This is a genomic window from Polynucleobacter hirudinilacicola, from assembly GCF_002192535.1.
Taxonomy (GTDB): domain Bacteria; phylum Pseudomonadota; class Gammaproteobacteria; order Burkholderiales; family Burkholderiaceae; genus Polynucleobacter; species Polynucleobacter hirudinilacicola.
In genome coordinates this window covers 466,143-478,847 of record NZ_NAIA01000001.1, presented here as the reverse complement: position 1 = coordinate 478,847, position 12,705 = coordinate 466,143, and the positions used below count along the sequence as shown (strand labels likewise).

The 12,705-nt window shown below is 44.4% G+C and carries 18 protein-coding genes; 3 read left to right on the top strand and 15 right to left on the bottom strand.

Annotated elements, in window-relative coordinates; translation table 11 throughout:
• Window position 1: 1 nt before the first annotated feature.
• The 5 genes from B6A14_RS02515 to B6A14_RS02495 all read right to left on the bottom strand — a co-directional run bounded on the left by B6A14_RS02515 (window position 2) and on the right by B6A14_RS02495 (window position 4,663).
• Window positions 2-736 carry an amino acid ABC transporter ATP-binding protein gene (locus tag B6A14_RS02515; protein WP_087908855.1) on the bottom strand — a complete coding sequence of 245 codons (735 nt, stop codon included), beginning with the start codon at window positions 734-736 and terminating at the stop codon, window positions 2-4.
• A 35-nt stretch (window positions 737-771) separates the two neighbouring features.
• Window positions 772-1,440 (bottom strand): amino acid ABC transporter permease, encoded by a 669-nt coding sequence (locus B6A14_RS02510; RefSeq protein WP_087908854.1) that lies wholly within the window; start codon window positions 1,438-1,440, stop codon window positions 772-774.
• A gap of 11 nt (window positions 1,441-1,451) precedes the next feature.
• Window positions 1,452-2,243 carry an amino acid ABC transporter permease gene (locus B6A14_RS02505; RefSeq protein WP_087908853.1) on the bottom strand — a complete coding sequence of 264 codons (792 nt, stop codon included), beginning with the start codon at window positions 2,241-2,243 and terminating at the stop codon, window positions 1,452-1,454.
• Between the two features lie 22 nt (window positions 2,244-2,265).
• Window positions 2,266-3,177 carry an amino acid ABC transporter substrate-binding protein gene (locus tag B6A14_RS02500; RefSeq protein ID WP_087908912.1) on the bottom strand — a complete coding sequence of 304 codons (912 nt, stop codon included), beginning with the start codon at window positions 3,175-3,177 and terminating at the stop codon, window positions 2,266-2,268.
• Between the two features lie 193 nt (window positions 3,178-3,370).
• Window positions 3,371-4,663: a porin gene (locus tag B6A14_RS02495; RefSeq protein WP_087908852.1), complete on the bottom strand. Its 1,293-nt coding sequence runs from the start codon at window positions 4,661-4,663 to the stop codon at window positions 3,371-3,373.
• Window positions 4,664-4,871: 208 nt separating this feature from the next.
• Between B6A14_RS02495 and B6A14_RS02490 the strand changes: the two genes are divergently transcribed.
• Entirely contained in the window at window positions 4,872-6,332 is a 1,461-nt protein-coding gene (locus tag B6A14_RS02490; protein WP_087908851.1) for a tetratricopeptide repeat protein, read from the top strand.
• Here B6A14_RS02490 and tatC read toward each other — a convergent pair.
• Genes tatC through hisI form a run of 6 tightly spaced genes read right to left on the bottom strand, consistent with a single transcriptional unit; the run spans window position 6,308 to window position 9,094 of the window.
• A complete protein-coding gene (gene tatC, locus B6A14_RS02485) occupies window positions 6,308-7,102 on the bottom strand; it encodes a twin-arginine translocase subunit TatC (RefSeq protein ID WP_087908850.1) in 795 nt (264 codons plus the stop codon). The genes B6A14_RS02490 and tatC overlap by 25 nt on opposite strands.
• Before the next feature lie 27 nt (window positions 7,103-7,129).
• On the bottom strand, window positions 7,130-7,606 hold the full coding sequence (gene tatB, locus B6A14_RS02480; RefSeq protein WP_087908849.1) for a Sec-independent protein translocase protein TatB: 477 nt from the start codon (window positions 7,604-7,606) through the stop codon (window positions 7,130-7,132).
• Between the two features lie 49 nt (window positions 7,607-7,655).
• Window positions 7,656-7,877, bottom strand: coding sequence for a Sec-independent protein translocase subunit TatA (gene tatA / locus B6A14_RS02475; protein WP_087908848.1), 222 nt, complete (start codon window positions 7,875-7,877; stop codon window positions 7,656-7,658).
• A gap of 16 nt (window positions 7,878-7,893) precedes the next feature.
• Window positions 7,894-8,250 (bottom strand): histidine triad nucleotide-binding protein, encoded by a 357-nt coding sequence (locus tag B6A14_RS02470; protein WP_087908847.1) that lies wholly within the window; start codon window positions 8,248-8,250, stop codon window positions 7,894-7,896.
• Between the two features lie 6 nt (window positions 8,251-8,256).
• Window positions 8,257-8,658 carry a phosphoribosyl-ATP diphosphatase gene (locus tag B6A14_RS02465; RefSeq protein WP_087908846.1) on the bottom strand — a complete coding sequence of 134 codons (402 nt, stop codon included), beginning with the start codon at window positions 8,656-8,658 and terminating at the stop codon, window positions 8,257-8,259.
• A 40-nt stretch (window positions 8,659-8,698) separates the two neighbouring features.
• Window positions 8,699-9,094, bottom strand: coding sequence for a phosphoribosyl-AMP cyclohydrolase (gene hisI, locus B6A14_RS02460; RefSeq protein ID WP_087908911.1), 396 nt, complete (start codon window positions 9,092-9,094; stop codon window positions 8,699-8,701).
• Window positions 9,095-9,227: 133 nt separating this feature from the next.
• Here hisI and B6A14_RS02455 point away from each other — a divergent pair, with 133 nt between their 5' ends.
• Complete coding sequence (locus B6A14_RS02455; RefSeq protein WP_087908845.1) at window positions 9,228-9,410, top strand: type II toxin-antitoxin system HicA family toxin; 183 nt, start codon at window positions 9,228-9,230, stop codon at window positions 9,408-9,410.
• A gap of 10 nt (window positions 9,411-9,420) precedes the next feature.
• Window positions 9,421-9,813, top strand: a complete 393-nt coding sequence (locus B6A14_RS02450; protein WP_087908844.1) for a type II toxin-antitoxin system HicB family antitoxin — start codon at window positions 9,421-9,423, stop codon at window positions 9,811-9,813.
• 9 nt (window positions 9,814-9,822) lie between these two features.
• On the opposite strand, the gene hisF is transcribed toward B6A14_RS02450, so the two are convergent.
• From hisF to hisB, 4 genes are read right to left on the bottom strand one after another with little or no spacing between them, the layout of a single operon-like run.
• A complete protein-coding gene (gene hisF, locus B6A14_RS02445; protein WP_087908843.1) occupies window positions 9,823-10,581 on the bottom strand; it encodes an imidazole glycerol phosphate synthase subunit HisF in 759 nt (252 codons plus the stop codon).
• Window positions 10,581-11,342: a 1-(5-phosphoribosyl)-5-[(5-phosphoribosylamino)methylideneamino]imidazole-4-carboxamide isomerase gene (gene hisA / locus B6A14_RS02440; protein ID WP_087908842.1), complete on the bottom strand. Its 762-nt coding sequence runs from the start codon at window positions 11,340-11,342 to the stop codon at window positions 10,581-10,583. The genes hisF and hisA overlap by 1 nt, the downstream gene beginning before the upstream one ends.
• Before the next feature lie 18 nt (window positions 11,343-11,360).
• Window positions 11,361-12,023, bottom strand: coding sequence for an imidazole glycerol phosphate synthase subunit HisH (gene hisH, locus B6A14_RS02435; protein ID WP_087908841.1), 663 nt, complete (start codon window positions 12,021-12,023; stop codon window positions 11,361-11,363).
• A 49-nt stretch (window positions 12,024-12,072) separates the two neighbouring features.
• Complete coding sequence (gene hisB / locus B6A14_RS02430) at window positions 12,073-12,660, bottom strand: imidazoleglycerol-phosphate dehydratase HisB (RefSeq protein ID WP_087908840.1); 588 nt, start codon at window positions 12,658-12,660, stop codon at window positions 12,073-12,075.
• Window positions 12,661-12,705: the final 45 nt, after the last annotated feature.

The following is a 12,705-nucleotide window of genomic DNA, read 5'->3' as shown; positions in this document are numbered from 1 at the left end:
TTTATCCAGGAAGTATTTTGGATAAAAAATCTTTGGCTCTTGGAGAACGCGCTTCAGGATTCCCAAAAAATTCATCCTTGCTGCAATCTTCAATAATTCGACCTTGATCCATAAAAATCACTCGATTACTCACCTTGCGTGCAAAACCCATTTCATGGGTAACGCAGCACATAGTCATGCCCTCGTTAGCAAGTTTGACCATCACATCCAATACCTCGCCAACCATCTCTGGATCTAAAGCAGAAGTAGGCTCATCAAAGAGCATGACAATGGGGTCCATGCTTAAAGCACGCGCAATCGCGACACGCTGCTGTTGACCGCCAGATAACTGTCCGGGGAATTTATCTTTTTGCACACTCAGGCCAACTCGCTCAAGGTATTTCAGCCCATGAGCCTTTGCATCATCGGCTGAGCGGCCCAGCACCTTGATCTGAGCTAATGTCAGATTCTCAGTAATACTTAAGTGTGGGAAAAGTTCGAAGTGTTGGAACACCATTCCTACGCGAGCTCGTAGCTTAGGTAGATTCGTCTTTGAATCATGCAAATTAATTCCATCTACAGAAATTTGACCAGCCTGAAATGGCTCTAATGCATTAATTGTTTTAATTAGGGTTGACTTGCCCGAACCAGACGGACCGCAAATAACCACTACCTCACCTTTTTTGATTGACGTAGTGCAGTCAGTCAAAACCTGAAAGGAGCCATACCATTTAGAAACGTTTTGGAGTTCAATCATGATGGTCTATGTAGTGTGTAGCGATCAAAAAATAATTAACGAATAATGGCAACTTTTGCCTGAATAGCGCGCACTGCTTTAGACAGTGAAAAACAAATAATGAAGTACGTAGCGGCGGCCAAAATATAAGTCTCGATTGGACGGCCATAATTTTTACCGGCGATCTCAAAACCTTTCAATAAATCGTAGGCACCAATTGCATAAACCAAGGAGGTATCTTGGAACAAAATAATGGTCTGCGTCATGAAGACGGGAATCATATTCCTAAAAGCTTGAGGCAAAACTATCAAACGCATATTTTGGCCATAGGTCATCCCTAAGGCTTCCCCTGCGTAAACCTGGCCCCTGGGTACCGACTGGATACCCGCTCGAACAATCTCCGAAAAGAAGGCGGCCTCAAATGCAATAAAGGTAATGGTGGCAGATAAATCTGCACCAATGGGCCTGCCAATGAGCATTGGTATTAATAAGAAGAACCAGAGGATCACCATTACCAATGGAATGGAGCGCATGGTATTGATATAAAACGTTGCGGGATATACCAAGGCTGGCTTGCCAGATAGTCTCATCAAGGCCAGGAAGGTACCAACCACAATGCCCCCAACTGTCGCAATGACAGTGAGCTGCACACTAAATAGAAGCCCCTTCAGAATGTAATTTGTGAAGAGTTCCCAATTATAAAAACCAATGTCTAGGCTCAACATATCGCCACCATTTAATGAGCCAGACTTGCATCATTCGATGCAGCAATAAAACCAGGGATACGACTTCTTTTCTCGATCAAAGCCATTACTCGATTGACGGCAAAAGCTGATAATGCATAAAGCAAGGTCACCGCTAAGTAAATCTCCACACCTCGGGAAGTTTCTTCTTGAGCCTGCATTGCAAATAATGTGAGCTCAGGGACTGAGACTGCAAAAGCAACTGAAGAGTTTTTAATCACATTCATGCTTTCAGAAGTCAGCGGTGGAATCACAATACGCAAAGCCATGGGTAATATGACATAACGATACGTCTGCGGAGTTGTTAAGCCGAGAGCGGTAGCAGCCGCTCTTTGACCGCTAGGTAAAGACTGAATACCTGCGCGCACTTGCTCTGCTATACGAGCTGAAGTAAAAAAGCCCAATGCAATGCTAACTAACCAGTAGGATGGAAGTGCCTTTAAAGGTAAAACAAAGGCGGGAATAACGTGATACCAAAGAAATACCTGCACCAAGACGGGAATATTTCTAAATAACTCTACCCAAGCTGTTGAAAGTCGAACAAGCCACCTACTGAGTTTTCCGTTATCCGGTAAGGTCCTGAGGGTGCCCATAATTGCACCCACAATCAAAGCAATAGCCAAGCCTAAGCCCGCAACGGCAAGGGTCCACCCCCAAGCTTTCAGAAGCCAATCTAGGTAACTAGGATCTGCATTTTGCCCAAGACCAAAAATTGAGGAGAAGCAGTATTCAACTGCTTCTCCGTCTAAGGTGCTTTTACAAAAAACACCTAAATCTAACGCCATATTAACAACTCAATTGATTAGATTACTTCTTGTTGTAGTCTTCTGCAGGCTTGTCATTCAAATTAGCCCAAGCATTTTTAGTTGCTGGAGACAACTCAAGACCAACTACAGCATTCTTTGGTGGAATTGGTGACAAGAACCACTTGTTCCACAATCCAGGCATTTTGCCATTTGCAACAATCTTCGCAATCGCGGCATTCACGGCAGCCTTGAACTCAGGATCATTCTTTGGAACCATAATGGCGATTGGCTCGGTAGCAAGGACTTCACCAACAATTTTGAAATCTTTTGGATTCTTAGAGCTAGCAATGTTGCCAGCCAAAATCGAACCATCCATCACAAATGCGTCAGCACGGCCGGACTCTAACAATAAGAAGCTATCGGCATGATCTTTACCAAACACTTCATCAAAGTTAACGCCATTGGCTTTTTCATGTTTACGCAGCAATTGAACAGAGGTTGTGCCAGTGGTTGTAGCAACTTTTTTACCTGCTAATTGCGAAATGGAATTAATCCCAGAGTTTGCTTTAACTGCAATACGCACTTCCTCAACGTACAAAGTATTGGCAAAACCAACATCCTTAGCGCGAGTACTATTATTAGTTGTTGTACCGCACTCAATATCAACGGTACCGTTTTGTACTAAAGGTACGCGGTTTTGGGATGTCACAGGCTGGTAATTGATGCGCAATGTGCTCAAGCCCAACTTGTCTTTAATATCGCCCAGAATCATGCGGCAAACTTCAACATGGTAACCATCAAAGCGGCTATCGCCAGTGGTATAGGACATTGGAATGGATGACTCGCGCACGCCCATGGTGACGGCACCAGAAGATTTAATTTTGTCTAAAGTAGGGCTCGCGGCAAACGCACTAACAGATAATCCGGTAAAGAAAACGGCAGCAACAAACTGACTTAATTGACTCTTTTTCATGGGGCTCACTTTCAGTAAATAAGTAGGTAAGGCAAATGACTTTATATCACCTTGCAATATAAAGCATTATGAGGCGATTTTACATCCAATCTTTAGGGGTAAACCTTGGCTCTAAATGAAAAAACCCGCTGTGTTCCCACAGCGGGTTTTGTACTTCTTTTCTAAACTCAAACTAGCTTACGCTAGCGTTAAATTAGAAAGTGTGACGTGCGCCAATAGAATATTGGTTCAAGTTGTAAGAACCATTAGTTGTGCTTGATGTGCCATTTTGGCCATAAATAGCATACAAGTTTGTACGCTTGCTCATCCAATAGTTGCTACCAACTTGGTAACCAGTGATGTTAGCTGTAGGTTGACCAGTACCAAATGAAGAGTATCGGCCGTTACCAACAGAAGCCCAACCCTCAATAGTAGGTGTAATAAAGCTACGAACACCAATTTCTTGTGCGCTACGCTTCAAGAATGCATTGCTATTCAAAGTAGATTCAACTTTACGATTTGTCCAACCTGCATAGGCCTTCAAAATACCAAAGTCATAGCTACCAGTAATCAAAGTTTGAGTATCTTTAACATTATTACCTTGTGTACCACTACCCCAAGCTGTGTTATTGGTAGCGCTCGGTGTAGCTGCGGCTACAGTGTATGGGTTCTCAGATGTAAACGCTGCATAAGAAGCTTGAATGTTGGCTTTTTGGAAAACATAATCCGCTGCAAACTGATAGCCGCTTTGGTTATTATTGCCGCCTGTTTGACCACCAGCAGCAACACCCGCTACTGCGTTACTTGTAGGGCCTGCAGATGTGTTAGTTGTGCCTTCAGTAGCGGCATTAACACCCTGGGTACGGTTAAGGTTGCTTTGTGTGTATGAGAATTTACCAATCAAACCAGCCATGCGCTCTGTAGCAAAACGAATGGTGTTGGTTGTTCTAGCAGTATAAGCAGCAGATTGTGAACCAGCGTTTACTCCACCAGAAGCGGAAGTAAAGAAAGCACCGTCAGTTGACGGGGCTAACATACTTCCGTAAGTCTGGCTCAATTGACCAGTAGTATTTGAGCCAGCTTGTTCCCAGAACAAGGTGTTTTGTGTACCAATACGAGCATCACCAAGGCCTTTTTTCGCCAAACCAACAAATGCTTGACGTACGTTTGGAGACCAAGTACCAGCACCAGCTGCATCTGCACTCAAACCAGTTGAGTTTGAACCAGCATTACCTGCTGGCTGAATACCTACCTCAAATGTGAAAATGGCAGAAGTACCGCCGCCTAAATCTTCATTGCCGCGGAAACCGATACGGCTACCAGATTCCATGCTGTTGCTGATACGGTTAACAGTTTCTTTAACAGTAACACCAGCACCAGAAGTTGCACGTGCGTTACCGCCTGTGTAACCAGCATCAACGATACCGTAAACAGTCACTGAGGACTGAGCTTGAGCTGCGCCAGCAAAAGCTGTCATAGCTGCAACTGCTAATAGTGATTTTTTCATTCTTTAAATCTCCAAAAATTAAAAGTAATGCCCAAATAAAACCGGGACTTATGAATTTTGCCTCCCTTGCCCTACTAGACTGGGGGTAAGGGTATTTAGGAGCTCTTTTTGCTTGTCAAAAGGTAGTTTTTTGGCTTTCTTCGTTGTATCTCGGCAACAAGGCCTTTGTTTTCTGTCTTTTAAGGCCCTTAGATGACAAAATTGTCATATGGCAAGTCGCGAATTCCTAAAAATCCTCAGCTCAGCCCGCTTAGGTGATGTATTAGCGCAACAAAAATTGGCACAGGCCTACATGACCGGGTCATTTAAAACCCCAATTCAACCCACTAATGCCTTGATTTGGCTTGAAAAGTCCTATTTTTCCATTTCAAATCAAGGACTTGAGGAAAAAGACTTAATCCAACAGCAAATTTCCAATCTTTTAGAGCAAGTGGCCAGCATTCCTCTAGTGGAGACCTTCAATTCCCCTGCTTTTAGCTTTGGCTGGGGGTCATTCTGGGAGGTAGCCGAAAAAGCTGTTCAAGACGCCTCTAGCCTGGCCGCCAAATGGCAGCTAGCTAATTTTCTGATTAACCCTGCATATCAAGAGACACAGTCTCAGCTTGTTGATTGGCTAGGCAAAGCAACAACTACACCCTCGATTGAAAAAATTGCTGGGCTTGATTTTGCTGGGCTTCAAAAACTTGCTAAAGAATATCTTCAAGAGCTTTCTGAAATCGATTCGCCATTCACAAGCCCTGCCAAAGAACTGCTGATTAAACTTCAACCTAAAAATGAGGCTCTATCCTCATTATGGGGCGCTTGGCTTGAAGAGAAAAAAGAAGATGCTCTTTTGCAAGCGGCAGAACTTGGTCTCACCATTGCAAAACTGACTTTAGGATTGCGTCTCGCTCAATTAGATGGCAGTGATACCAAATCCAACGCTGCGCTTAAAAAAGCAGCGTACTGGTTAGAGCTCGCAGCCAAAGATGGTGATCGAGATGCTTGGTATGCGTTAGGTGAAATTTATCGTCGCCCTCAATTCTCAGGATATAACGCCACAGAAAGTGATCGCTGCTTTGATCGCGCTGCTGACTTAGGCCATGCAGAAGCACAATTGCGTAAAGGTGCCAACCTGTGGCGTAAGCGAGAAAAGTCTGAAGAAAAGGTGCGTGGCTTGCAAGCATCGTATTGGGTCTGGCAAGCCCATCAGCAAGGCGTAGCAGAAGCCAAAGATTTGCTCAGTAAAATTTTAGAAAGCTGTCCGGATCCCAAAGCAAATGAATGGTTTGAGTTGGCTCAATATGCAGAGCGAGCCATTAATCATCATGCTGAACATAAATTAGATGAAGATTGGCTATTACTATTTCATCGCATCATCATTGCTAATCAATTTAACTTTAGCAAAGCAGAGTTATTACTATGTGAAGTAGGGCAGTTACAACATGAGCATTGTGTAGCCGTTGATATTCGCTGGGAATTGCCTAAGATTTTGCCGAGACTGATTCAGATTGATACGATTCAACAACGTCGCACTCTTTTGGCTGCAGGCAAAGCATTTGCTGGTGCCGAACTGGATATTGAAGGCAACCTCCGACAAAGACGCTATCGCTTTGATCGCGTTACTAATTGGCTAACAGGTACTTTTTCTAAGAAATCTAAAAATCAGACTGACGCTGAACTTGCTTGATCTTCTTTAGCCGTCTCATCATCTGCAGGCTTAGGCGTATAGAAGCGCGCAATAAATAAGCCCAGCTCATATAGCAAAGTCATTGGAATCGCCAGGAGCAATTGGGATAGAACATCGGGTGGAGTCACAACTGCAGAAATCACAAAGGCACCCACAATCACGTAAGGACGAATTTCTTTGAGCTTAGCCAAAGGCACAATGCCCATACGAACAAGAACAACCACCACTACTGGCACCTCAAAAGTAATACCGAAAGCTAAAAAAGTATTCATGGCGAAGCTCAGGTATTTATCGATATCCGTAGACATCTCAGCGCCCAATGGTGCGTTATAGCTAGCCATGAAATTAAACACGGTTGGAAATACCAAGAAGTAGGCAAAGGCCATACCAAAGATAAATAAGCTATAGCTACTCACCACCAATGGAACGACCAACTTACGCTCATGTTGATATAAGCCTGGCGCAATAAAAGCCCATAGTTGATAAATCACCACGGGTAATGCAATCAGAAATGCCACTAGCATGGTGACTTTCATCGGAACAAAGAATGAACCGGTGACATCCGTCACAATCATCTTGCCGCCTGCTGGTAATGAATCTAGCAAAGGCTGTGAAAACAAATGAAAAATATCGGGCGCCCAATAGACCAGGCATACAAAGACAACAATAATTGCTAAAGCTGCTTTGATAACGCGATCACGTAATTCAAATAAATGCGAGAGAAAAGATTCTTGTAAACCTGACTCTTCAGTGGAATGATTTTCTGACATGCGAAAGTATTTTTATTCTTGTTTTATTTATTTGATAGCGCTGTGATGAAAGCGTTTCATTCTGGCAGCGCCCGATTGAACTCGTGTGCGCACACCGGCAGAGCGTTTAAACCATAACGGTCTAGCTGTACGTCTAACACCCCAGCTATTGCGGCCTTGACGCTTGGTCTTATCCCACACCGCTCTCTCATCAAGCGGTAGCTTCTCAAAACTGGTTTCGAAAATATCGGCCTGATCGCTCAGGTTGGTATTGGCTTCTTGAACAGTGGAGTTGATGCTGTTCTCAACTTCTTTGAAGGCGGAAGCACTCTCTTCCCGGAACTTTTTAAATTCCTCTACTTCCATCTGGCGATTAACTTCAGATTTAATGTCGGCCATGTAGCGCTGTGCACGACCAAATAAATTACCCGCCATACGAGCAATTTTTGGTAGGCGCTCTGGACCCACTACGATTAAAGCAACTACTGCAATAAGCGCAAGTTTTGAAACTCCAAGATCAATCATTGAAGCAGTCTTCTAAAAACCACATGGATTTCTATTGCGCTAACAAGAATCACTTGTTGATGTCTTTAGCGTGCACATCAACAGTTTTTTCTGTTGTTGCAGCAGCTTGCTGGATTTGCTCTTTAGGTTCATCGCCTGGCTTCATGCCATCTTTAAAACCTTTTACAGCACCACCCAAATCTTGGCCGATATTGCGTAATTTCTTGGTACCAAATACCAACATCACGATGACCAAAACAATTAACCAATGCCAAATGCTAAATGAGCCCATTTTGAATCTCCTTGGATTATTTTTTCCAGGGGCGCGGACCGCCCATCACATGCAAATGCAAGTGATAAACCTCCTGCCCTCCATCTGCACCATTATTCACCATCAAACGAAAGCCGCCATCCTTGCCGGGACGACAGCCTTGCTCTTTAGCAAGACGCGGCGCTAATTCCATCATTCTACCCAGCAATGGGGCATCAATGCTTTCTGCTGACTCCAACATGGGTATATGTTTCTTAGGAATCACCAAAAAATGCACTGGTGCCGCTGGATTGATATCTTTAAAAGCGTAGATTTCCTCATCCTCGTAGACCTTCTGAGATGGGATCAAACCTTGTGAAATCTTGCAAAACAGGCAATTTGGATCATGCGACATGGGTATTTATTCCTTACCAGCGGCTTTTCTGGCTGCCTTTTCTTCGATTCCAGAGGTGCCCAAGCGGCGATCTAGCTCAGCAATCACATCTTCAGGGCGCAAGTTAAATTGTGACAAGGCAATCAAGCAGTGGAACCAAAGGTCTGCCATTTCAGCTACCAGCAATTTTTGCTGCTCTGGAGCCAAGTTCGCACTACGAGCATCTTTAGCAGCCATGACTGCCTCGGTTGCTTCTTCACCAATCTTCTTCAAAATTCCATCATCACCCTTTGAAAAGAGCAAAGCGGTATAAGAAGTCTTGGGATCGGCTTGTCCTGCCTTAAAAGCATCACGACGTTGATCCACGACATCGGCTAAATGCGCGAATGCAGAATCCAAATTAGAAGGTTTATTCGTAGAACTAGTCATTCGATTATTTTATGTCTTTTAGCTAAGCTTTTTAGCTTGTTTATTTTTTAGAAATTGACTGATCAACCCAAGCGGCCTTGCTTGAATCCCACTGCTTAAAGAAGCAACTATGTTCACCTGTATGACAGGCAATGCCATCTTTTTGCTCAACCATCAGCAAAATAGTATCGCCATCACAATCAAGTCTAATTTCTTTCACTTTTTGAGTGTGGCCAGACTCTTCGCCCTTATGCCAAAGTTTTTGTCTTGAACGAGTCCAGTAGACAGCCTCACCCAAACGCATGGTTTCTAAAAGAGCTTCGCGATTCATCCAAGCCATCATCAATATATCGCCACTACTTACTTCCTGAGCAATCACAGGTACAAGACCCTGATCATTCCAAGTCACGGCATCTAATAGGCTTTGGTCTTGAGGGTTTTTATTCATATCTGACATTTGCCCAATTTTGACAGAATTGTTAAGGCCAAACCAAATAAGCACTTATTAGAGCTTGCTGTAATGACCTGCCCAGCCTCATAGACACCTTTTATATTTGTGTGTATGATGTGTATAAATTTATAATGTGGGAATGAATAGCAAAGAACTCATTAAGGTATTAGAAAAAGATGGATGGGTATTGCGGGGCTCAAAAGGCTCTCATCATGTTTTTAATCACCCCTATAAAGGTGGGCACATCACCATTCCTCACCCCAAAAAGGATTTAGGAATTGGTTTGGTTCAAAAGCTACTAAAACAAGCAGGAATGAAATAGAGGAATCATCATGAAATATCCAATTGCGATTGAACCGGGTGGAGATAAGTTAGCGTGGAGCGTGGTCGTTCCCGATTTACCTGGCTGCTTCTCAGCCGCTGATAGCGGAGTTGATGAGGCAATTGAAAATACCAAAGAAGCTATTGAACTTTGGATTGAGGCAGCGTTAGATGCCGGCGAAGATGTACCAAAGCCCAGCTCCATCACCAACCTACAGAAGAAGAAAGAGTTCAAAGGATGTATTTGGGCAATTGCTGAGATTGACCCAGCTTTACTATCAGACGATATCGAAAGGGTAAATATCTCTTTACCAAAAAGAGTATTGGCAAGGCTGGACGCCAAGGCTAAATCGGCTGGAGAAAATCGCTCAGCCTTTATCGCTCATATGGCGATCAGCGCTTAAAAGCTCTTTCTAAATCCGAACCGGAATTCCTTGGGCGGCCATATATTCTTTTGCCTGCCCTACAGTGAACTCACCATAGTGAAAAATACTAGCCGCTAATACGGCATCCGCATGGCCTTTGGTAATCCCATCAACCAAATGCTGCAAATTACCAACCCCACCAGATGCAATTACTGGTACAGAGACTGCATCGCTCACGGCCGCCGTTAAAGCCAAATCAAAGCCATCTTTGCTGCCATCGCGATTCATACTGGTCAGCAAAATTTCGCCCGCGCCACGTTTAGTTACCTCACTCGCCCACTCCACTACATCAATACCGGTAGGTGTTCTACCACCATGGGTAAATACCTCCCAATTGCCGGCAGTAGTTTGCTTGGCATCAATCGCAACCACAATGCATTGTGAGCCGTAGTAAGCGGCAGCATCAGAAACTAAATCAGGATTCGCTACTGCAGAAGAGTTCATGCTCACCTTATCTGCACCGGCATTGAGTAAGCGGCGTACATCAGCAACAGCGCGCACACCACCGCCAACTGTTAGAGGAATAAATACTTGTGAGGCAACATCTTCAATGATGTGTAGAATCAGATCGCGGCCATCAGATGTAGCAGTGATATCTAAGAATGTAAGCTCGTCTGCGCCTTGGGTGTCATAGCGTTTAGCGATTTCGACAGGATCACCTGCATCGCGCAAGCCAACGAAATTCACCCCCTTAACAACGCGCCCTGCAGTGACATCAAGACAAGGAATAATGCGTTTTGTTAACACTAGATAATTTTCTTCATGTACTTCAGAGTTAATTCATCTGCATACTTTTGAGCTGCTGCAAGATCAAGATCTCCAGCATAGATAGAGCGGCCAGCAATAACGCCCATCACACCCTCTTCCTCCGCTTTACAGAGAGCCTCAATATCTTTGTTGTTCGAGAGGCCACCGCTAGCAATTACCGGAATACGAATAGCCTGCGCCAGCTTAATAGTGGCATCAATATTGACGCCCTTGAGCATGCCATCACGCCCAATATCGGTATAGATAATGGCTTCAACACCCCAGTCTTCAAACTTCTTGGCAAGATCAATTACTTCGTGGCCGGTAATCTTGCTCCAACCATCTGTAGCCACCTTGCCATCGCGGGCATCCAAGCCAACCATCACATGACCAGGAAATGCAGTACAAGCATCTTGCACAAAGCCTGGATTCTTCACTGCAGCGGTGCCAATAATTACAGTGCTAATACCATCATCTAATAAACGCTCAATGGTTTCAAGATCACGAATGCCTCCACCCAATTGAACAGGTATCTCATCTCCAACTGCTTTGAGAATCGATTTGATGGCAGATTCATTTTTGAGTTTGCCTGCAAATGCACCATTGAGATCGACTAGGTGCAAGCGACGCGCACCCTTACTAATCCAGTGTGCTGCCATCGCGCCAGGATCTTCAGAGAAAACTGTGGCTTTATCCATATCACCTTGTTCAAGTCGAACACAGTGGCCATCTTTGAGATCAATTGCAGGAATCAGCAGCATATCTAAAGGTTAAAAGTATTAAGGTTGCCAAGAAACAAAATTTTGATAAAGCTTTAATCCGTATTCTGCACTTTTTTCTGGATGAAATTGTGTAGCGAAAATATTATCTCGCGCCACGGCAGAAGTAAACCAATCCCCGTACTCTGTAGAGCCTGCAATATCTTCTTTGCGCTGCGGCACAACATAGTAGCTGTGGACAAAATAAAAGCTGCTTAAGTCAGGAATACCGCTCCATAAGGGGTGTTTAGAGTCTTGGCGGACCTGGTTCCACCCCATATGCGGGACTTTATATGCTGAGCCATCAGCCTGTTTCTTACCTGCTAACTCAAAACGGCGCACTTCACCGGGAATTAAACCTAAACACGGGGTCCATTGACCTTTTTCCGCTGCTCGCACTTCAGCGCTACGATCAAATAGCATCTGCTCACCTACACACACTCCAAGTAGGGGCTTGTTTTTCGATGCTTCTATCAGAGCCTGTAATAAACCCGACTCCTCAAGATGCTTCATGCAATCGGGCATTGCACCTTGACCAGGCAAGACAACACGATTTGCAGAGAGAATTTCTTCGGGCTTGTGCGCAATCAACACATTGTCATCGGGCGCTACATGATGAAATGCTTGATATACGGAACGGAGATTGCCCATTCCATAATCAACGATCGCAATAGTTTGCGCCAATTTAGCTTATCTTTCGCTGTTTTCTACAGGGCAACTATGGGTGTCTAAATTAGAGACTGCCTTTAGTTGAAGGAACGGTGCCAGATGCCCGTGGGTCAATAGCCAAAGCCATACGTAAAGCGCGGCCAAAAGCCTTGAACACGGTTTCAATCTGATGGTGAGCGTTAATACCGCGTAAATTATCGATATGCAAAGTTACTCCGGCGTGATTCACAAAACCACGGAAGAACTCAATACTGAGATCAACATCAAAGTCGCCAACTCGAGCGCGAGTAAACGGTACATTGAACTCCAAGCCTGGACGACCAGAAAAATCGATCACAACACGAGAGAGGGTTTCATCTAAAGGAACATAGGAGTGGCCATAACGGGTAATGCCCGCTTTATCGCCAACTGCCTTAGCAAAAGCCTGGCCCAAGGTAATTCCCACATCTTCAACAGTGTGGTGATCATCAATATGGGTATCGCCATTGGCAACTACTTTGAGATCAATCATGCCGTGACGGGCGATCTGATCGAGCATATGATCCAGAAAAGGGACACCGGAGGCCAGCTCAGCCTTACCAGTACCATCTAAATTGATGGAAATTTGAATTTTGGTTTCCGAAGTGTTTCGGGTAACGTCGGCTTGCCGCATGCTTCATTGCGCCGCGAGGCGAAGTGTTGATTGAAGCCTCATAAT

Coding starts and splice junctions, on each gene's coding strand:
- B6A14_RS02515 (WP_087908855.1), bottom strand. CDS start 736: ATGATTGAACTCCAAAACGTTTCTAAATGGTATGGCTCCTTTCAGGTT.
- B6A14_RS02510 (WP_087908854.1), bottom strand. CDS start 1,440: ATGTTGAGCCTAGACATTGGTTTTTATAATTGGGAACTCTTCACAAAT.
- B6A14_RS02505 (WP_087908853.1), bottom strand. CDS start 2,243: ATGGCGTTAGATTTAGGTGTTTTTTGTAAAAGCACCTTAGACGGAGAA.
- B6A14_RS02500 (WP_087908912.1), bottom strand. CDS start 3,177: ATGAAAAAGAGTCAATTAAGTCAGTTTGTTGCTGCCGTTTTCTTTACC.
- B6A14_RS02495 (WP_087908852.1), bottom strand. CDS start 4,663: ATGAAAAAATCACTATTAGCAGTTGCAGCTATGACAGCTTTTGCTGGC.
- B6A14_RS02490 (WP_087908851.1), top strand. CDS start 4,872: ATGGCAAGTCGCGAATTCCTAAAAATCCTCAGCTCAGCCCGCTTAGGT.
- tatC (WP_087908850.1), bottom strand. CDS start 7,102: ATGTCAGAAAATCATTCCACTGAAGAGTCAGGTTTACAAGAATCTTTT.
- tatB (WP_087908849.1), bottom strand. CDS start 7,606: ATGATTGATCTTGGAGTTTCAAAACTTGCGCTTATTGCAGTAGTTGCT.
- tatA (WP_087908848.1), bottom strand. CDS start 7,877: ATGGGCTCATTTAGCATTTGGCATTGGTTAATTGTTTTGGTCATCGTG.
- B6A14_RS02470 (WP_087908847.1), bottom strand. CDS start 8,250: ATGTCGCATGATCCAAATTGCCTGTTTTGCAAGATTTCACAAGGTTTG.
- B6A14_RS02465 (WP_087908846.1), bottom strand. CDS start 8,658: ATGACTAGTTCTACGAATAAACCTTCTAATTTGGATTCTGCATTCGCG.
- hisI (WP_087908911.1), bottom strand. CDS start 9,094: ATGTCAGATATGAATAAAAACCCTCAAGACCAAAGCCTATTAGATGCC.
- B6A14_RS02455 (WP_087908845.1), top strand. CDS start 9,228: ATGAATAGCAAAGAACTCATTAAGGTATTAGAAAAAGATGGATGGGTA.
- B6A14_RS02450 (WP_087908844.1), top strand. CDS start 9,421: ATGAAATATCCAATTGCGATTGAACCGGGTGGAGATAAGTTAGCGTGG.
- hisA (WP_087908842.1), bottom strand. CDS start 11,342: ATGCTGCTGATTCCTGCAATTGATCTCAAAGATGGCCACTGTGTTCGA.
- hisB (WP_087908840.1), bottom strand. CDS start 12,660: ATGCGGCAAGCCGACGTTACCCGAAACACTTCGGAAACCAAAATTCAA.